The organism is Halopiger aswanensis (genome assembly GCF_003610195.1).
GTDB classification, from domain to species: domain Archaea; phylum Halobacteriota; class Halobacteria; order Halobacteriales; family Natrialbaceae; genus Halopiger; species Halopiger aswanensis.
This window is the reverse complement of record NZ_RAPO01000003.1, coordinates 615,181-634,658: the sequence shown is the minus strand read 5'-3', so window position 1 is coordinate 634,658 and position 19,478 is coordinate 615,181. Positions and strand designations below refer to the sequence as shown.

Annotated in this window: 18 protein-coding genes; 8 read left to right on the top strand and 10 right to left on the bottom strand. The window is 67.1% G+C overall.

From position 1 onward, the window contains the following. The first annotated feature begins 144 nt into the window (after positions 1–144). From ATJ93_RS17095 to hjc, 3 genes are all read left to right on the top strand, one after another. Positions 145–5,166, top strand: a complete 5,022-nt coding sequence (locus ATJ93_RS17095; protein ID WP_120245860.1) for a PAS domain S-box protein — start codon at positions 145–147, stop codon at positions 5,164–5,166. 70 nt (positions 5,167–5,236) lie between these two features. Next, entirely contained in the window at positions 5,237–6,064 is an 828-nt protein-coding gene (locus ATJ93_RS17090) for a CPBP family intramembrane glutamic endopeptidase (protein ID WP_120245859.1), read from the top strand. 87 nt (positions 6,065–6,151) lie between these two features. After that, positions 6,152–6,673 carry a Holliday junction resolvase Hjc gene (gene hjc, locus ATJ93_RS17085; RefSeq protein WP_120245858.1) on the top strand — a complete coding sequence of 174 codons (522 nt, stop codon included), beginning with the start codon at positions 6,152–6,154 and terminating at the stop codon, positions 6,671–6,673. A gap of 15 nt (positions 6,674–6,688) precedes the next feature. On the opposite strand, the gene ATJ93_RS17080 is transcribed toward hjc, so the two are convergent. Together ATJ93_RS17080 and ATJ93_RS17075 are read right to left on the bottom strand one after the other, a co-directional pair. Then, positions 6,689–7,165, bottom strand: a complete 477-nt coding sequence (locus tag ATJ93_RS17080) for a DUF6653 family protein (RefSeq protein ID WP_120245857.1) — start codon at positions 7,163–7,165, stop codon at positions 6,689–6,691. A 69-nt stretch (positions 7,166–7,234) separates the two neighbouring features. Beyond that, on the bottom strand, positions 7,235–7,864 hold the full coding sequence (locus ATJ93_RS17075) for an SWIM zinc finger family protein (RefSeq protein WP_120245856.1): 630 nt from the start codon (positions 7,862–7,864) through the stop codon (positions 7,235–7,237). 217 nt (positions 7,865–8,081) lie between these two features. Here ATJ93_RS17075 and pspAB point away from each other — a divergent pair, with 217 nt between their 5' ends. From pspAB to radA, 3 genes are all read left to right on the top strand, one after another. After that, positions 8,082–8,690 (top strand): PspA-associated protein PspAB, encoded by a 609-nt coding sequence (gene pspAB, locus ATJ93_RS17070; protein WP_120245855.1) that lies wholly within the window; start codon positions 8,082–8,084, stop codon positions 8,688–8,690. A gap of 256 nt (positions 8,691–8,946) precedes the next feature. Beyond that, on the top strand, positions 8,947–10,050 hold the full coding sequence (locus tag ATJ93_RS17065) for an outer membrane protein assembly factor BamB family protein (protein ID WP_120245854.1): 1,104 nt from the start codon (positions 8,947–8,949) through the stop codon (positions 10,048–10,050). 194 nt (positions 10,051–10,244) lie between these two features. Then, positions 10,245–11,276, top strand: a complete 1,032-nt coding sequence (radA, locus tag ATJ93_RS17060; protein ID WP_120245853.1) for a DNA repair and recombination protein RadA — start codon at positions 10,245–10,247, stop codon at positions 11,274–11,276. A 48-nt stretch (positions 11,277–11,324) separates the two neighbouring features. On the opposite strand, the gene ATJ93_RS17055 is transcribed toward radA, so the two are convergent. The 8 genes from ATJ93_RS17055 to ATJ93_RS17020 all read right to left on the bottom strand — a co-directional run bounded on the left by ATJ93_RS17055 (position 11,325) and on the right by ATJ93_RS17020 (position 17,415). After that, a complete protein-coding gene (locus tag ATJ93_RS17055) occupies positions 11,325–12,122 on the bottom strand; it encodes a hypothetical protein (protein ID WP_120245852.1) in 798 nt (265 codons plus the stop codon). Positions 12,123–12,209: 87 nt separating this feature from the next. Beyond that, positions 12,210–12,641, bottom strand: a complete 432-nt coding sequence (locus ATJ93_RS17050; protein ID WP_120245851.1) for an iron-sulfur cluster assembly scaffold protein — start codon at positions 12,639–12,641, stop codon at positions 12,210–12,212. A 111-nt stretch (positions 12,642–12,752) separates the two neighbouring features. Continuing rightward, entirely contained in the window at positions 12,753–13,310 is a 558-nt protein-coding gene (locus tag ATJ93_RS17045) for a heme NO-binding domain-containing protein (RefSeq protein ID WP_170155599.1), read from the bottom strand. Between the two features lie 231 nt (positions 13,311–13,541). Then, on the bottom strand, positions 13,542–13,796 hold the full coding sequence (locus ATJ93_RS17040; protein ID WP_120245849.1) for a hypothetical protein: 255 nt from the start codon (positions 13,794–13,796) through the stop codon (positions 13,542–13,544). Positions 13,797–13,904: 108 nt separating this feature from the next. Further along, positions 13,905–14,561, bottom strand: a complete 657-nt coding sequence (locus ATJ93_RS17035; protein ID WP_120245848.1) for an HD domain-containing protein — start codon at positions 14,559–14,561, stop codon at positions 13,905–13,907. A 45-nt stretch (positions 14,562–14,606) separates the two neighbouring features. Continuing rightward, positions 14,607–15,014 (bottom strand): hypothetical protein, encoded by a 408-nt coding sequence (locus tag ATJ93_RS17030; protein ID WP_120245847.1) that lies wholly within the window; start codon positions 15,012–15,014, stop codon positions 14,607–14,609. Between the two features lie 155 nt (positions 15,015–15,169). Next, positions 15,170–16,414, bottom strand: coding sequence for an aminotransferase class V-fold PLP-dependent enzyme (locus ATJ93_RS17025; RefSeq protein WP_120245846.1), 1,245 nt, complete (start codon positions 16,412–16,414; stop codon positions 15,170–15,172). Positions 16,415–16,515: 101 nt separating this feature from the next. Then, a complete protein-coding gene (locus ATJ93_RS17020; protein WP_120245845.1) occupies positions 16,516–17,415 on the bottom strand; it encodes a hypothetical protein in 900 nt (299 codons plus the stop codon). A 165-nt stretch (positions 17,416–17,580) separates the two neighbouring features. Between ATJ93_RS17020 and ATJ93_RS17015 the strand changes: the two genes are divergently transcribed. Together ATJ93_RS17015 and ATJ93_RS17010 are read left to right on the top strand one after the other, a co-directional pair. Next, positions 17,581–18,573: an ABC transporter ATP-binding protein gene (locus ATJ93_RS17015; RefSeq protein WP_120245844.1), complete on the top strand. Its 993-nt coding sequence runs from the start codon at positions 17,581–17,583 to the stop codon at positions 18,571–18,573. Beyond that, positions 18,570–19,451, top strand: a complete 882-nt coding sequence (locus ATJ93_RS17010) for an ABC transporter permease (RefSeq protein ID WP_120245843.1) — start codon at positions 18,570–18,572, stop codon at positions 19,449–19,451. Before ATJ93_RS17015 ends, ATJ93_RS17010 begins: the two co-directional genes overlap by 4 nt. The last annotated feature ends 27 nt before the right edge of the window (positions 19,452–19,478 follow it).

Sequence of the window (19,478 nt, the reverse complement as noted above, 5' to 3'; positions counted from 1 at the left end):
GTGTATAGAAGGCCGGTAGACCGGACGGTTCAGGCCGTCGCTCGACGCTGACGTTCGGTCACGAAATCGAGACCGTCAGTTCGAGACGTGTATGGTTCCGTGAACGGGCGAACGTATAATTCCCGGTCACCACGTATTGCCCCCATGACCGAGGCTCGGCCTCGCGCGGACGATCTCGAGCGGCGGGAGATCTACCGCGTGATCGCCATCGTCGCGGGCGTACTCGGACTGGTCGCCGCAGGCACCGGCCACGGCGCCGGGGTCGAACTGCTCCCCGTGCCCGGCGTCCTGGGACTGGCCGCTCGAGACGAATCGGACCGAACGACCGTCGAGCGACTCGCGAACGAGGTCGAAGCGTACGTCGACCGACTCGACATCACCGACCGCGGTACCGATCCGGTCACGGAGGTCCCGGCCGGGCCCGAACTCGGTCTCGAGGGGGAACCGGAGTCTGAGCCCGAGTCCGAATCGGACTCCGACCCCGGATCCGAATCCGCATCCGCATCCGAACCCGAACCACAGGATCGGGGCTCCCACGACCGAAACGACGAGGTCGAGCGCCTCGCGGCGGCCGTCGACGACCTAACGAGCGCGGTCGAACGGCGCGAACGGCACCTCGCCGAGAGCGAACGCTACCGAACGGAACTGTACCGGATCACGTCGGACTCGGCCGCGAGCGGCGACGAGAAGATCCGACGCGTGCTCGAGCTCGGCTGCGAGCGCCTGGACGTCGAGGCGGGGTTCGTCTCCCGCATCGATCCCGAGCGCGACCGGTATACGGTGCAGTTCGCCCGCGGGAGCGACCTCGTGCAGGAAGCCGAGGAGAGCGATCTGTCGACGATGTACTGTCGGCACACGATCGATTCCGACGACCTCCTCGAGATCTACAACGCGCCAGCGGAGGGGTACGAGGACGATCCGGCTTACGCGGAGCTGGGCATCGGCTGTTACCTCGGCGGGCGGGTCGAGGTCGACGGCGACCCGTACGGCACCCTCTGCTTCGTCGATCGTGAGCCGCACACTGAGCCGTTTACGGGGCCGGAGCGGACGTTCGTCGATCTCATGACGCGGTGGGTGAGCCACGAACTGGACCGGCGGGCCTACGAACGCGAACTCGAGCGCCAGCGCGCGTTCACCGACGACCTGCTCGACGCGCTGGACGACATCTTTTACGTCGTCGACGCGGACGGGACGCTCCGGCGCTGGAACGACGCGCTCGCCGACGTGACCGGCTACTCTCACGCCGAGATCGCGGCGGGGGACGAACGGCTGTACTTCGACGAGGATGCATTGGCGACGATCGACGCGTCAGTCTCGGAGACCTTCGAGACGGGCAAAACTCGCGTCGAGGCGCCGTTGACGACCAAAGACGGCGAGCGCATTCCCCACGAGTTCGTCGCGTCCGTGATCGAGGACCCGGACGGAAACCCGATCGAGGTCGGCATCGCCCGGGATATCTCCGAGCGCAAGCGCTACGAGCGCGACCTCGAGCGGACCGCACAACTCCTCGAGCAGGCCCAGCGACTGACGAGCGTCGGCGCCTGGGAACTGGACGCCCGCGGCGAGTCGCCCGCGGTCCAGTGGACCCACGAGACGGGCCGTATCCACGGATTCGACCCGAACGGCGGCGATCGCGACATCGATCTCGAGGACGCGCTCACGTACTACCACCCGGACGATCGGCCGCGGATCCGCGAGGCGCTCGACCGAGCCCTCGAGCGGGGAGAGCCGTACGAACTCGAGTTGCGGATGCGAACGGCGGCGGACGAGCAACAGTGGGTTCGGACGATCGGCGAGCCGATCTACGACGACGGCGCCCCGGCCGACTCCGAGGCCGAGGCCGAAATCGTCGGCGTCCGCGGCTCGATCCAGGAGATTACCGAGCGCAAGGAACGCGAGCGAGAGCTTCGAGAAACCAACGAACGGCTCAACGCGATCATCGAGGCGTCACCGGCGGCGCTGATCGCGCTCGACCGCGAGGAGAACGTGACGCTCTGGAACCCCGCGGCCGAGCGCATCTTCGGGTGGAGCGAGTCGGAAGTCCGGGACGGATCCCTGCCGATCGTCCCCGACGACCGCACCGATCACCGGCCGCTCTTCGAGCGCGTGCTCGAGGGCGAGACGGTCGCCGGACTCGAGACGAAACGGCGCCGGAAGGACGGGACGGTGATCGACGTGAGCTTCTCGGCCGCGCCGATCCACAACGCGGAGGGCGAGATCGTCGGCACCATGGGCGCTCTCGAGGACATCACCGACCGCAAGGAGCGCGAGCGACGACTGGAGACGACGACGGCGCGACTCGAGGCGCTGTTCGAGGACTCCCCGGACATCATCAACGTCCTCGATGCAGCGGGGACGATCGTCGAGTCGAACCGCCGCTTCAGTGACGAACTGGGGTACGACGAAGGCGACCTGCTCGGAACGAAAATCTGGGAACACGACGAGTTGTTCGACGCGGACGGCGTCCGCGCGGTGCTCGAGGAGATGGCGGTCGGCGAGCGCCGGAAGTTCGAGGGGCGGTTCCGCCGCCGCGACGGATCGACGTTCCCGATCGAAGTCCACCTCATACGACTCGATCTGGAGTCCGAAAACCGCTTCCTGGGGATCTGCCGCGACATCACCGAGCGCAAGCGGCGCGAACAGGACCTCCGGGAGACGAAGCGGCGACTCGAACTGGCGCTAGAGGGGACCAACACCGGACTCTGGGAGTGGAACGTCGACACCGACGAGATCGAGTGGAGCGCGACGCTCGAGCGGCTGGTCGGGCTCGAGCCGGGGGAGTTCGGCGGCACCTACGAGGCGTTCAAGCGACGCGTCCACCCCGACGACGTCGATCGCGTGGAGGGGGCGCTCGATACGGCCGTCGAGGAGCGCGAACTGTACCGGATCGAGTTCCGGATGCAACACGAGGACGGCGACTGGGTCTGGATCGGTGCCCGCGGTCGGCTCGTCAGCGAGATGGGCGGGCGGCGCATGATCGGTATCCTCAACGACGTCACCGAGCGTATCGAGTACGAACGGGAACTCGAGCGGATGACGCACCTGCTCGAGCGGGTCCAGCGAATGGCCAACATCGGCGGCTGGGAACTCGACGTCACCGACGAACCCCAACTCGCGATCTGGTCCGACGAACTGTACCGGCTCCACGATTTGCCCCGCGACGTCGACCCGGATTTCGAGACGGCGCTCGCGTGCTACCACCCCGAGGACCGACCGCTCGTCCGCGAGGAACTCGAGCGGGCGCTCGAGACCGAGACGGCGTACGAGCTCGAGGCGCGGATCCGAACCGACGCGGGCGAAAACAAGTGGGTGCGAGCGATCGGCGAACCGATCCACGAGAACGGCGACCTCGTCGCCTACCGCGGGGCGCTACAGGATATCACCGCCCAGAAGGAGCGCGAGCGGACCCTGGAGTCACTTACGGAGACCGCGCGGCGGCTGCTCAACGCGACGACGGAACCGGCGGTCGCCGAACTGGCCGCGGAGACGGCGACCGAGTTGCTCGACGCGGCCAGCGCCGGCGTCTACCTGCTCGATTCCGAAACGAACCGGTTCGAACCGGTCGCGTCGGCCGGTCACTTCGCCGACCGAACCGGCGGCGCGCCGTCGGTCGCCGTCGGCGGCGACTCCCTGCTCTGGAACACCTACGTGACCGGCACCCAGACGGTCGTCGACGCCGGCAGCAGCGCAGACGGAACGCCGCTGTTCGGCGACGACGCCTCGAGCGGGTTGCTCGTGCCGCTGGGCGAGCACGGCGTGTTCGTCCTGCTGGCGCCGCCGGCGGCGATCGACGACGAAACCAGACGGCTGTTCGAAACGCTCGTCGCGACCGTCGAAGCGGCCTTCGACCGCCTCGAGAGCGAGGCGAGCCTGCGGGAGCGCGACGCGGAACTCGAGGCACGAAACCGGCGGCTCAGGCGCCAGATCGCGATCACCGACCTCATTCGACGGATCGACCGGTCGCTGATCGGCGCCGAGAGCCGCGCCGAGATCGAACGCACCGTCCCCGAACGGCTGGTCGAAGCCGACGACATCGCGTTCGCGTGGATCGGCGCCACCGATCCCGGCGAGACGACGCTCGAGCCCAGAAGCTGGGCCGGGACCAGCCCCGAGTACCTGGACGCGGTCTCGCTCGAGTTGTCGTCGGGAACGGAGCCGGCCGTCCGAACCGCCCGCACCGAGACGCCGACGGTTGTCGAAAACGTCGTCGACGACCTGCAGGAGGGGGCGTGGCGAACGACCGCACTCAACGAAGGACTGCAGTCGGCTATCGCCGTCCCGCTCGAGTTCGAGGAGTACGGCTACGGCGTGCTGGCCGTCTACGCCGACGAGCCCGACGCGTTCACGGATCTCGAGCGGACGGTGTTCGAAGAGCTCGGCGAGGGAATCGCGAACGCGATCAACGCGGTCCAGACCAGGGAGGCGCTCCACGCCGAGTCGGTCGTCGAACTCACGCTCGAGTTCGCGGACGCGGACGACGTGCTGTCCCGGATCGCCGAGGGCGCCGACGCGGGGGTCACGTACGAGGGGCTAAGCACCAGTTCCGAGGAGGAGGCGCTGTTGTTCTTCACGGTCGAGAGGCCAGGTATTGACGACGATGACGCCGCCGAGAACGGTGACACGGAAGACGCCGCGTCCGTCGTCCGCGACGTCCTCGAGGACCTCGTCGCCGTCACCGACTACCGCGTGATCACCGAGACGGACGACGGCTGGCTCGTCGAAGCGACCGCCGCCGGCGACGTGCTCGCCTCGCGCCTCGTTCGCCACGGGGCCAGCCCGCGTTCGATCGAAGCCGACGGCGACCGCACCGTCGTCACGGCCGACGTGCCGCCCGGCACCGACGTCCGCGAGTTCGTCGAGATGCTCGCCGATCGGTATCCGAGCGTCGACCTCCGATCGCAGCGCCACGTCCAGCGCGACACCCATACCCGTCGGGAACTGGTCGCGTCGCTACTCGAGCCGCTCACGGAGCGACAGCTCGAGGTGCTCCGGACGGCCTACTTCGCGGGCTTCTTCGAGTGGCCCCGCGAGAGCACCGGCGAAGAAGTCGCCGCGTTGCTGGACGTAACCCAGCCGACGGTCAACCGCCACCTCCGGCTGGCTCAGCAGCGGCTCCTCTCGCAGTTGTTCGAGACCGAGGCGCGGCCGTTCGGCGACGAGACATAACACGAAGCGGGTTTCGCCTCCTCGAGACCGGAAAGGAACACCCAAGGACCGCCCGGCCGTAGCCGGATCCATGGAAACACCCGCTCGCGACCGTCGCGACGACGCGCCGCTGCGGTCGACGCTCGTCGCCATCGGCCTGACGATCTTCGGCGTCCTCGTCGCGCCGAACGTCACGACGCTGCCCGCATTCTTGCTCGATCCGGCGCTGATCGAGGGGCCGGCGGAGGCGTCGATCGCCGGCCGCACGGCGCTTCTGACGCTGAACTTCGTCGGGATGTTCCTGGCCGGGGCCATCTATCTGGTCGTTACCGACCGCGGCTGGTCGTACGTCGACCTCCGCATGCCCTCGAAACGGGGCTGGATGTACGTCGGCGCGGGGATCGCCAGCATGATCGCGTTCTACATCCTCGTCAACATCGTCGTTACCGTCCTGTCGCTGCCGTCCGCGGAGAACGAGGTGATGCGGTACATCGAGGACGATCAGACGATGGTCCTGATCATGATCGGCATCGTCTTCTTCTTCAACGCGCCGGCCGAGGAGTTCCTCTTCCGGAACATCGTCCAGAAGCGCCTCTACGATGCGTTCAGTCGGACGCAGGCGATCGTCATCGCCAGCGCGATCTTCGCGCTCATCCACTTCGCCTCCTACGCCGTCAGTTCCGACTCGCTGCTGGCAACCACGGTCCCGATCGTGACCGTCTTCGGCGGCGCGCTCATCTTCGGCTACCTCTACGCGAAAAGCGAGAACCTCCTCGTCCCGATCGCCGCCCACGCCACGTTCAACGGCATCCAGTTCGCCCTGTTCTACATCGCCCTCGAGTACGAGCTCGAGGAGGCGGCACCGACGGGCGAGGCGGCCGCTGCGGCGCTCGAGGTCGTTCCAGCGTTGCCGCTATAGTCGTCGACTGTGACGGCGGCGACCACTTTCACCGCGCCATCCGACGGCGTCCGGTCCTTTATTATCGCCCGCGGAAGAGAGGCCCGTATGTCCCAGGCGAAGGGTGACCGTCGCGAACGCGAACTCGTCAACGAACTCGACGAGGCCGGCTTCGCGGTGATGCGCGCCCCCGCGAGCGGTTCGGCGACCGAACGCGAACTCCCCGACGTGCTCGCCGGCGACGGCGAGCAGTTCTACGCGATCGAGGCGAAATCGAGCTCCGGCGACCCCATCTACCTCACCGGCGAAGAAGTGGAAGCGCTGATCTACTTCGCGCAAAATTTCGGCGCGAAACCCCGCATCGGCGTCCGCTTCGACCGCGAGGACTGGTACTTCTTCCACCCCGGCGACCTCTACGTCACCGACGGCGGCAACTACCGCGTCAAGAAGGAGACGGCCGTCGCCGACGGCACCGACTTCGCCGAGTTCGTCGGGGAGTCCGAGAAGGTCACCCTCGAGGAGGTCGGCGACGACGAGGACGACGGCCCGGACGAGGACGTGCTTCGCGTACTCAACGCCGTCAAGCAGGGCGTGATAGACGTCGAGGAGGCGGCCGAGGCGCTCGAATAGCGGGAAAGAAGGGCGTTATACCGCATCGTCGCGGCGGTCGTACCGCCGCGCGATCGCTTCGATCCACGCGAACTTGCAGGCCATCGAGAGGGCGTAGGTGACGGCCGCACGAATCGGGCGACGTTTGTACGCCGCGTACAGGGCGTAGCCGTACAGCGGCACGTTCGCCGCGTTGAGGACGTTCGGCCAGTCGAGGCCGACCGTGCCGTTCTCGCCGTCGATCCACCACCGTTCGGCCCGGACGCCCCGGGTCATCCAGCTCTCCGTGTCCGGATTCGGTCTGGCGAAGAAGATCGGGTTGACCGCGAGGCCGGCCGCTACCGCACCGAGCAAGCGCCAGTCCCGTCGGTAGAGCGCGACCGGCACGAACAGGCCGAGCAGCACCCGCGACCAGCCGCTTTTCGGGTTCGCGTGGCGTTCCCAGAACGCGCCTTTGAAGCGCTCGAGTCGCGTGCTCCGGGCCGACGCGTCGTCGCCGTCTCGAGTCGACATAGGAGAACGGACGGCAGGCGGCGAGAAAAGCGTTCGTTCGGGCCGAGCGGCCGGGGACGCGTCGCGGGCTTAGTCGGCGGTGACCTTCTCGAGGCGCGTCCGCGGGAAGACGTAGACCTTCAGCGACGAGGGGACGACGCCGTTGGGTTTGACGCTTGCGTGGGGGTAGACCGCACCGACGACGGGCACGTCGGGCTCGTAGTCTGCGTTGGTCGCGTACTCGGCGACCGTGTCGCCGGTCGTCCCGATCTCGACCGCGTCGGCGCGGTAGTCGGAGACGTCGACGACGGTGAGTCGATCGCCCGTTTCGCGGTCGCGGGCCGTATCGCCCGGCCGGAGTTCGTGGTCGTCGCAGTAGCACGGTTCGGTGGCGTCCTCATCTACGAAGAGCGTCTCGCCGCAGTCGTGACACTCGACGGCGATTTCACCCGGCGGCGGGGTGCGACCCTCCGTGATCTCGATCGCGACGCGACGGATGTGCTTGCAGCGAGCGTCGCGGAAGACGTGATCCGGACAGGTACAGCGGCCCGCCCCGAGATCGACGAGATAGGTGCTCTCGCTGCCTGATTCGACCTCGTAAAGGCCGTCGCCCAGCGCGAGCACGGACATCGGTTCGATCCGGGCGCGCAGCGAGCGCTCCTCTAAGTGGTCGGGAGTCGGAACGGGAAGCGGTGCTTTCGGTGATGCTGTTGTTTTCATGGATGCATCAGGGGTGAACTGACGGAATCGATCGACGAGCTATTCAACACTCGTAGGGGCTCGAGCACTATAACGGGCGTGCTACCCCCAGTTTGACCTGAAATTCTGGCTTTCGGTCCGATCGAAGACGGGCTCGAGAAAGGGTCCGAGATGCGCCGCTCGAGCAGTCGCTTCGGCGATACTAACAGACTAAATGATCGCCGTCCCTAGACCGGGTATGGGACTGCTGGACGGACTCCGCGCCGCCCTCGGGTTGCGCGCCGAAACCGACGCTCGGCGCGACGCCGACCCCGACGACCTGTTCGGGATGAGCACCGCCTACCTGACGATGGAAGCGGACTTGGGGTACGAGTCGCTCGATATCGGCGCCCTCTGTTTCTCCGGCGTCGACTCGCACAGCTTCAGCGAAACCGTCGACGAGGTCGTCGCCATCCTCGAGGCCGGCCAGGAGGAGACCGGCACCGAGTTCTCGGTCTCGAAGGACGACCACGGCTACCACTGGGTGATCCTCGAGGACGACGATCCCGAGGACCTCATTACGAGCATGCACTTCGCCGCGGACACGTTCATCGAGCGCGGCTACGGCTCGCGGCTGCTGGCGGCCGTCTTCGGCTACGAAGACCGCAACGGCGACCCCGCCTACTGGATCTACTCGTTCCGCCGCGGCGCCTACTACCCCTTCGCGCCCCGGTCCGGTCGCGAGCGGGACTCGAGCGCGGAGTTCAAACTCGAGTCGGCGCTGGACGGCGAACTCGAGATCGAACGCGAGAAGGAGTACTGGTATCCCCTCTGGCCCAGCGAGCGGGGGACCCATCCCTGGGAGTAGGTAGTCTTGCCCCCGCGCTGACCGCCTGCGCCAAATTCTGTTGGCAACACTGCTATCCCTTCGACGCACCGAGAACGGGTGTCGGCAGGACGCCACATCATCACAACTGCGCCATACACAGTTGCCCTTCTCCTGCCGTTTCTACCCCTCGACAGCGACGCGAAGCGGTATCACTGACGATACTGGCTTCCCGTCCGCATTCGCTCGTCGAACACGGTCACACCAATTATGGGGGTGGGCTCGGTATCCGACAGCAGTGACCGAGTGGAATCAGTTCAAGGGAGATCCGCAAAACGGCGGTCTTCGACGCGATCTCGAGGGACCAGTCCGACTCGAGGAGGCGTGGTCTGTCGACCTCGCCGCGCCGGTCGGGCCGCCGGTGCTGGATCACGAGACGGTCTATGCGGGCACCGAGCGCGGCGCGCTCACCGCGGTCGACCGCGAGACTGGCCGGCAACGCTGGACTGTCGAAACACAGGTTGCAACCGACGAAGCGCCAGTTGCGACGCGCGACCGGGTGGCGTTCACCAGCGCGGACGGTACCGTCCGCGCGGTCGATCGCGCGACCGGCGATCCGGTGTGGCGAACGGAACTGCAAGGCACGGAGCCGACCGCGATCGCGCTATCCGGGGGCGGTGACCGGCTCTACGTTGGGCACGCGGCCGGCGTCACCGCGCTCGTCGCCGAGACGGGAGAACCCGCCTGGACTCACGAGACCAAAACGCGAGTCGTCGGCTGTCCGGCCATCGCCGACGACCGAGCGTGGGCCGGTCCGCGCGTGTACGTCGCCACTGCGGGCGAGGCCGTGATCTGTCTCGAGGCCGAGTCCGGCGAGGAAGCCTGGACGACGCCCGCGGACGGACCCGCAGTCGCGGGGCCGACGGTCGCGGACGACCTCGTCTACGTCGCCGACGAGTCCGGCACGCTCCTCGCGATGGACGCCGACTCGGGCCAGCCGTGGTTCTCCTACGAGATCGACGACCCGTTCGCGTCGTCGCCGACGGTGCTGCCCGACGCGGAGACGACGTTCGTCGGGGCCGCCGACGGCTACCTCCACGTCACCGACACGACCTTCGGCCGGCGCAAGCTTCGCGGCTGGCTCTTCTCGAAGCAAGGCGTCCCGCTGGACGGGCCGGTTCGGGCGAGCCCCGTAGTCATCGGCGACGTCGTCTGCGTCGCCGACGAGACCGGCTCAGTCTACGGACTCGACGTCGCCGACGACTGTTCGCACCTCTGGCACCGCACGCTCGAGGGCGGGGTCTCGCACGCGCCTGCAGTCGGCCGTGAGCGGCTGTACGTCGGCGATGACGACGGAACCCTTACCTGCCTGACGTGGACCCCCGGCGAGCCGCGGCCCTGACTGGTGTCGACGAGAAAGCCGCCCCATCTGCGCTTTCGCCGCTGCGTCGCACTGTTCTCGAGACGTATCGGTCGCGCTCGGCTTCCCACGTAAACCTGCTGTCATCTCTTCGAGTACCCTCCCGCCCTCCCCCACTTTCACTTTCACTCTCCTGTTAACGAGGGTTTATGGGGGGTGGGGCACAACGAGGGAGTATGCCCGACGCAGACCTCGAGACGCTCCCCGGCGTTGGACCGGCAACCGCAGAGAAACTCCAGGATGCAGGCTTCGACTCCTTCCAGAGTCTCGCCGTCGCTTCCCCCTCCGAACTGTCGAACACGGCCGACGTCGGCGAATCCACCGCCGCGGACATCGTCAACGCCGCCCGCGACGCCGCCGACGTCGGCGGCTTCGAGACCGGCTCGACCGTCCTCGAGCGACGGAACAAGATCGGCAAACTGAGCTGGCATATCGACGAGGTCGACGACCTGCTCGGCGGCGGGATCGAGACCCAGTCGATCACCGAAGTCTACGGTGAGTTCGGCTCCGGGAAGTCCCAGGTTACCCACCAGATGGCCGTCAACGTCCAGCTTCCCAAGGAAGTCGGCGGCCTCCACGGCAGCGCGATGTTCATCGACAGCGAGGACACGTTCCGCCCCGAGCGGATCGACGACATGGTTCGGGGCCTCCCGGACGACGTCATCGAGGCCACCCTCGAGGACCGCGAGATCGAAGGCTCGGCCGACGACGAAGAAGCGCTCGACGAACTCGTCGACGCCATCCTCGAGAAGATCCACGTCGCGAAGGCGTTCAACTCCAACCACCAGATGCTGCTGGCCGAGAAGGCCCAGGAACTCGCAAGCGAGTACGAGGACTCGGAGTATCCGATCCGCCTGCTCGCGGTCGACTCCCTGACGGCTCACTTCCGCGCCGAGTACGTCGGTCGTGGCGAACTCGCGGACCGACAGCAGAAGCTCAACAAGCACCTGCACGACCTCGACAAGGTCGGCAACCTCTACAACACCGCCGTCATCGTCACGAACCAGGTCGCGTCGAACCCCGACTCGTTCTTCGGCGACCCGACTCAGCCGATCGGTGGTAACATCCTCGGCCACAAGTCCACCTTCCGTATCTACCTCCGGAAGTCGAAAGGCGACAAGCGGATCGTCCGGCTGGTCGACGCGCCGAACCTCGCCGACGGCGAGGCCGTCATGCGCGTCGAGGACGGCGGTCTGAAGCCCGAGTAACGACGAGAAGGACGCCGCTCGAGTCACCGCAGCGCGAGTCGTCGAATTTTATTCTTCGATCGCTTCGAGGAGATCCGTGAGTCCTTCGCGTGCCGTCTCGAGTCCGTCCCGAGTATCGACGTGCATCGTCGTCGGTCGCTCGGGGCCGAGCCCCTCGAGGAACTTGCCGATCGCGGCGATCGGCCGCGGGGCGTCCGGCGGGTCGGTCCAGTCGAGGAAGATTCGCTGACGATCTGCATCGACGTCGATCCCCGCCAATCGCGAACACCGGAAGCACGCCCGACTCGAGGTCCCGAGCGGTCCGTCCGTCTCGTAGCAGAGACTCCCACCGACGAGTTCGAACGACGCGCCGTCGGCGGTCCACTGTCGGGGCTCGGTCGAGACGATGCCCGCCGGTTCCTCCTCGAGTGCGGTCGCGACCGCGTCGATCGCGGTGGGTGCCGCGTCGCCGTCGAGGTCGAACCGGCGGTGGTCGGGATTGTAGTAGAGAAACGGCACTCCATCGCGCTCGAGCCGAACGGTTTCGAGCGCGACGTGGCCGTGCCAGGACGGGACGGTCAGCAGCGAGCGGACGATCTCGAGCGCGTCGTCGGTGGCGGACGCCCGGTACGTCGCGAGCGACCCGTCCGTTCGAACGCACTCGAACGCGTCGCGGAGGCGTGCCGTTCGGGCCGGATACTCGGCCGCGAAGGTCTCATCGTCGAGACGGAGTCGGCAGCGGTCCGCCGACACTGCTGCAGCGTCGATTGCGGCCATCGCGAGGGAGCGGTCGTCGCCCTCGAGCGCCGCGGTCCTGACGACGAGTTCGTGAGTCGGGTCGACCCGCTGCTCGCTGTCGTCGGTCACGGTTAGGACGGCGCGGGAAGAAGAATCGTCATCGTCGCCGGATGGTTCGGAACTCGCTGGGCGTCGCGAAGCGGGTGCGGTACTCCGTTAGTCTTCGGTCGTCGTCTTGTCGACCTCGAGTTCGCCGCGCTCGATCTCGGCGCCGTCCTGTGCGACCTTCTCGGCCAGCACCGCGCACTTGACGCGCATCGGGGAGATGTCGACGCCGAGCATGTCGATGATGTCGTCGCGGTCCATCTCGAGGAGTTCGCCGAGGGTCATCCCCTGGAGTTCCTTCGAGAGCATGCTCGCGGAGGCCTGGCTGATCGCGCAGCCGTCGCCGGAGAACGCGACCCGCTCGATGGTCGCGTCGTCGTCGTCGACGGTGCCGTCGAGTTTGACGTCCATCCGAATCTCGTCGCCACACATCGGGTTCTCGCCGACGTGGGTAAACGTGGGATCCTCGAGTTCCCCGTAGTTGCGGGGGTTCTTGTAGTGATCGAGGATCTGCTGTCGGTACATATCGGAGCCCAGTCCCATCGTTACACACAGGTACGGTGGGTCGACCGAAAAGGGTTCCGACCGGGGCGGTCGGCGGCGTCCGTCGCCCCGGACGGACGACCGGTTCGGATCCGGTCGCCGTCAAACAGCCTAAGCGCCGTCCGCTCGTCGGCGCGTCACTACGAAGACACAGCAGTCCGCCCCCTCGTGCATACAGCGGCGCTGTTCGATGTGCAGCGGTTCGTCGTAGTAGTCCGCGATCCCCTCGAGGAGCCCCCGGGCGAGCGCACAGAGGCCGCGATCGGACTCGTAGGCGAGCGCGACCCGGCGGTCGTCGACGCGGCGCGTTCGCAGTTCCGGCGGCGTGAACTCGCCGGTTTGCTTCGCGCGCAACGCCTCGTGGATGTACGTTTCGACGTTGGCGATCAACTCGAGGCCGGTCCACTCGCGGTCGACGTGCACGCCGTACGTCGAGAGCAGGTGTGGCACGAGGAAGCGACCGAACGCGGCCAGCAGCGCCTCCTCCTCGAGGCCGGTCAGGTCGGTCGCCGCGTCGACCAACTCGAGGACGATCTCGTCGGGGTACTCCGTAACGGGGACGTACAGCCGCGTTCGCAACCCAGCGGCCTCGTGGAGTGCCGTCCAGGTCTCCTCGTCGTACTCTTCGGTGACGAAATCCTTGAGCCCCTTTAAGATGATTCCGTGCACGCTCAGGCTCCCCCCACGGAGCATCCCACTTGCTGCGAGCCCCCGCTCGACTCGCTGAGTGCGTTCAGCGCAGACGACATTACGACGAAAAATGGAGCGAGCGGGCAAATAACTTGTCAAGACCGGTGATTCCATTGATCGGAGACCGGTCCGTCCGGGCAAATCGCAACCAGTGGATCGGAAAACGGTTGCACGTCCTCGGCGCTGGGAAGCGGTTGGTGGTCGATACCGCTACGTCGACCCCTGGTCTCGGTCGATCGGGGGGTTACGATAGCAGCCATCGACGATGACGAGCACGCCGATGATCGCCGCGACGAGCATCGCTTCGACCAGTGACACGCTCGTCACGGTCGCGACGACCAGTGCAACCGCGAACGCAACCGGAACGGCCCCGAGCAGGAGGTCGTACCGGCTGGCCGCGGCGAGAACGTCGACCAGGGCGTCGAACGGATCCCGTTGGGGACTGCCGATGGGTTTCTCGTACATACGTTCTCACCTCGGCATCGTCCTAGTACCGACGGGATCGGGAAAAATCCTCCGCGGGTTTCTTGTTGTTTGATACGTATCGACTGCTCGCGAGCGACCCTCGGCCCGCTACTGCTCGCCCGCCACTTCGGCGTCGAACCGCTGTACGTACTCGCGGACGAACGCTGCGCGGTCCGCAGCGAGCTCCCGACCGGGGTCGGTGTACATCCGCGCCGGAAGGTCGAGGATCTTCTCGTGAATGTGGTCGTACTGCGCCTCCGCCGGCTCTACGTCGGCGGCCCGTTCGTCAGCACCATTACTGGCGCGCCTGGCGTGAATCGGCGAGCCGACCGCACCGCCGTGGGCGAACACGCGAGCGAGCCCGACCGCGCCGAGCGCGTCTAAGTTGTCCGCGTCCGAGACGAGTTTCGCCTCGAGCATCTCGGGTTCGAGGGCGTTCGAGTACCGGTGGGTGCGAACGCAGTGCTGGACGCGTTCGGCGGTCTCCGCGTCGACGCCGACGTCCGCGAGGATGTCGCCGGCCTCCCTCGCACCCCAGGTCGCGTGGTCGTCGATCTCGCCGCGGTCCTCGCGCTCCCGGCCGATATCGTGGAGGAAGACGGCGAGGGTAACGACGCGCTCGTCGACGGCGTCCCCGTCGGGGTGGCGATCGATCAACGTCTCGGCGAGCGCCCCGACCCGCCGAACGTGGTGCCAGTCGTGGGCCGGCGGTGCATCCTCGAAGTACGTCCGGGCGCGGTCGCGAACTGCCTCGAGCGTCGTCATGGACGCTCGTTGCGACGGCACCGACAAAAGCGACACCCTCGACGTCTAGCACTCGGACTGTTCGCGTTCGTACTTTTGCTCGAGGGTCGGACACGCCGGTAGTAGGTGCTCGGGAACGGCACCCGCGTTCTCGAAGAGCGCGTCGATGACGATCGCGACCTCGTCGAACCGCGGCCCGCGGACGGCCTGAAACGGTTCTCGTTGCCACTCGATATACCCTGCGTCGGCCAGCATCGGGAGGTGTCGGTGGTGGAGGTCGATCCGCAACTCCTCCGGTTCCGACTGCGCGCCGGCGGGCGGTACCGCTGCGTCGGGCAGCGAAACCGAGCCACCGTCGGGTACGGCTGCGAGTTCGTCGACGAGGTGTCGCCGCGGTGCGGCCGACAGCGCCTCGAAAACGCGGTCCCATCGTCGGATCGCCTCTTGTGCCTCCTGTCGCCGGTGGCTTACCATACCTCCATATCATGGAATCGGCTATCATAAATGTGTGCCACGGTAACATTCAACTGTGTTACTTGTCTAGCTCTGACGTGAGGGACGTTGACGACACGACCGGGATCCGATCAACAAACAAGCGGCGGCGGTGACAGAAACCGACGACAGGCCAGTTAGGCGAACAGTTCCCGCGCGTCCTCGAGCGCGTCGACGAGCTTGTCGACTTCCTCGCGCGTGTTATAGACGTAGAACGACGCACGCGTCGAGGCCGGAACGCCGAGTTTGTCGTGCAGCGGCTGGGTACAGTGATCGCCCGCGCGGACCGCAACCGTGTGGTCGTTCATGATCGAGGCGAGGTCGTGGGCGTGGACGCCCTCGAGGTTGAAGCTCACGAGGCCGCCGCGGTCGGGTCCCGGTTCGGGCCCGTAGATCTCGACGTCCTCCTCGGCCGCGAGTTGCTCGTAGGCGTAGGCCGCGATCTCCTCCTCGTGGGCCTGAATGCGCTCCATGCCGATCTCCTCGAGCCAGTCGACCGCCTCGTGGAGGCCGACGGCTTCCGCGATGGGGGGCGTGCCGGGTTCGAACTTCCAGGGCAGGTCGCCCCACGTGGAGTCCTCGAAGGTGACCTTCCGGATCATCCCGCCGCCGTAGAGGTAGGGCTCCATCGCCTCGAGCAGGTCCTGTTTCCCGTAGAGGACGCCGATACCGGTGGGGCCGGCCATCTTGTGCCCGGAGAAGGCGTAGAAGTCGGCGTCGATCTCCTTGACGTCGACCGGACGGTTGGGGACGGCCTGGGCGCCGTCGATGAACGAGAGGGCGCCGTGCTCGTGGGCGAGGTCGGTGAGTTCCGAGACGGGGTTGACGGTCCCGAGCGTGTTCGAGACGTGGACCGCCGAGACGATGGCGGTGTCGTCCGTGATCAGCTCGCGGGCGTGGTCCATGTCGAGGCGCCCGGTCTCGTCGACCTGAATGTACTTGACGTCGGCGCCGGTCCGCTCGCCGATCTGCTGCCACGTCACGAGCGAGGCGTGGTGTTCCATCTCCGTGAGGACGACCTCGTCGCCGGGCTCGAGTTCGTTCAGCCCCCACGAGTACGCGATCAGGTTCTCGCCCTCGGTCGTGTTCTTCGTGAAGATGACCTCCTCGCGGCCGTCGGCGTTGATAAAGTCCGCGACGCGGTCGTGGGCCTCCTCGTAGGCGATCGAGGCCTCCTGGCTGAGGTGGTGGATTCCCCGGTGGACGTTGGCGTTCGTCTGGCGGTAGTAGTCGCTCATCGCGTCGACGACCTGATCGGGAGTCTGGGTCGTCGCCGCGTTGTCGAGGTAGACGACCTGCTGGCCGTCGAACTCGCGCTGCAGAATCGGAAACTGCTCGCGGATAGCCCCGACGTCGAGCGACTCGAGGTTCTGTTGACTCATTGTGTGTCTACAGGGTGCCCACACAAAACACTCCTTCGGTCCCTTCACGGGTTGCTTCGATCGCGGTCGCTCGCGCCTGTCCGCAACTCCTCTCGGACCGCCTACCGCGGCGCCTCGAGCAGTCGCGCCGCGCAGTCGTCGCAGGTGAGCGCGTACACCTGCTGGGATCGACAGCACGAGTCGACGGTCTCCGTGCCGAGCGAAACCGGGCCGCCACAGCGCGGACAGGTCTCGAGAAACGCCCGCAGACCGTTCGCCAACTGGCTGCGGTGGCCGAGTGGCCGCCGGTTCCAGTCCGGGATCTGATCGGCGAGCACCTGCGCCCCCGCGAGATCGGCAAGCAGTGCCGGTTCCGACTCCCAGCGACCGACCAGCCGTTCGTCGACCCGGACGGTCACGCGATCGTCGCGCCGGTCGATCGTCACCGCCGCGGGATCGGTCTCGAGGAACCGCGCAACCTGTCGCCGACGGTCGCCGTCGCGTCGTGCGTCGATCTCGGTTTGCCAGGCGCCGCGAACCGGATCCGGCAGGCAGACGTCGTCGGTCGGCTGGTCAGCGTTGGTCCGGTCCTCGCCGTCCGTACAGGGAACGACGATCCGGTGCTCGAGGAAGACGCGTTCGGGGTCGATCGACGTTGGCGAAGGAGCAGCCGCAGCATCGTCCTCGTCGTGGTCGCGGGTCCGGCCCGCCGCTGCCTGCGTGCCCGCATTCGTCGAGGGTCCGGCGGGTGACGGATCCTTGTCGAACGCTGCGAGCAGCCAGTCCGGGAAGTACCGCTTCGTCAGCGTCGGCGTCCCCGGCACCAGATAGCCACGGAAGTAGATCGCAGCGAGCGACAGCGCGAAGACGATCGGCGCCGCTGGAAGGGAGGCGACGGCGACGGCAGCCGAGAGAGCGACCGCGAGCGCGATGTTGACCGCGGTACACGGGAGACACCGATTGGTACCCGTATACTCCGGCCGACGGAACCGCTCGAGCGGCCCCGAGCGTTCGGATGCCATACCGGAACGATCATGGCAGTTACCAAAAACGTTCGCCCGGGACGCACCGCTCGCGACTGCACCGGCAGCAGTGGCGCCGGGCCCGCTCGAGGGCCTCGAGCGCGTTTCCCGGCGTGAGATCCCTGCCGGTGACTTATACGGGCCATCGTGGTAGGTCCCGGCGGGATGGCTGCGATCGACACGACAGCGCTCACGAAGGAGTACGGCGACCTCACCGCCGTCGACGGACTGGATCTCACGGTTCGGGACGGGGAGGTGTTCGGCTTCCTCGGCCCGAACGGGGCCGGGAAGTCGACCACGATCAACATGCTGCTCGATTTCACCCGGCCGACGGCGGGATCGGCGACCGTGCTGGGCTACGACGCCCAGGCCGAGGCCGACCGGATTAGCCCCCGAATCGGGATTATACCCGAGGGGTTCGACATCTACCCGCGACTCGACGGCCGCCGCCACGTCGAGTTCGCCATCGAGACCAAGGAGGCCGACGACGACCCCGACGAGATCCTCGATCGCGTCGGTCTCGAGCCCGAAGCCCGGGACCGAGCGGCCGGCGGCTACTCGACGGGGATGCGCCAGCGCCTCGCGATGGGAATGGCGCTGGTCGGCGACCCCGACCTGCTGATCATGGACGAACCCTCGAGCGGCCTCGATCCCCACGGCATCCGCGAACTGCAGGACCTCGTTCGCGCGGAGGCCGAACGGGGAACGACCGTCTTCTTCTCGAGTCACATCTTAGAGCACGTCGAGGCCGTCTGCGACCGCGTCGGGGTGCTGAACGACGGCGAACTCGTCGCCGTCGACACGATCGACGGCCTGCGCGAGTCGATCGGCGGCGAGTCGACGGTCGAACTGGCGCTGGCTGACCCCGCGGCCGCGGACGACCTCGCCCCCGTCGCCGCGTCGATCGACGGCGTGACCGACGTCGCCGCCTCCGGGCGGACGCTCGAGTGTACGGTCGTCGATCCGGCGGCGAAGGCGATCGTCGTCACCGAACTCGTCGATGCAGGTGCGACGGTTCGAGACCTTCGGATTCGGGACGTCTCGCTCGAGTCGCTGTTCGCGAGTCTGACCGGCGCCGCGGGCGCCACGTCCGCGGCCGCGGCCCCGGAAGCCGACGCCGGGGATCCGACGGCCGCGGGCTCGGGGGTGGCGGAATGACCTCCCACATCGGCACCGTCGCGCGAAAGGAGTTCGACGACGCCGGCCGGTCGAAGTTGCTCTGGGCGCTGATCGGATTGCTCGTCGGTATCGTGGTCGTCGGCTACGCGGCGATCTGGTACACGGCCGACGACGTGACCGCGGCCGAGATGCTGAGCTTCCTCGGATTTCCGCTACAGACGATCGTCCCGATCGCCGCGCTCATCGCCGGCTACATGGCGGTCGTCGGCGAGCGCCGGTCGGGCAGCATCAAACTCCTGCTCGGCCTGCCGCCGAATCGGACGGACATCGTCTTCGGCAAACTGCTCGGGCGGATGGCCGTCGTCGGCGCAGCCGTCGGCCTCGCGTTCGTCGTTGCGCTCGTCCTGAGCGCCGTCCTCTTCGGCGGCGTGCCGATCGTCGACTGGCTCGGCTTCGCCGCGGTCACGCTGCTGTTCGGCGTCGCCTTCGCCGGGCTAGCCGTCGGCGTCTCCGCCGCCGTTGCTACCCGGGGCAAGTCGATGGCGCTCGTCGTCGGGATCTACATGCTCCTCGTCGCGCTGTGGGAACTCGTTACGGCGGGCCCGTACTACCTCATCTACGGCGAGGGGCCGCCCGTCGAAGCCGAAACCTGGTACCTCCTCCTCGAGCAGTTCAACCCGATGTCCGCCTACACGACGCTGGCGAGTACGATCGTCGACGGTGACGTTCCGTCCTTCACCTTCCAGTACGGCCTCGAGAGCTTCGAGGCGTCGCAGTTGACGCCGGCCGAGCGGTACGCCGGCGCCGGCGACGCGCCGTTCTTCCTGCAGGACTGGTTCGGCGTCGTCGTCCTGCTGTGCTGGCTGGTCGTGCCCGTCGCGATCGGCTACTACCGGTTTCAGAAGGCGGATCTCTAATGCAACTCGGCGCGTTGACCGCAGCCC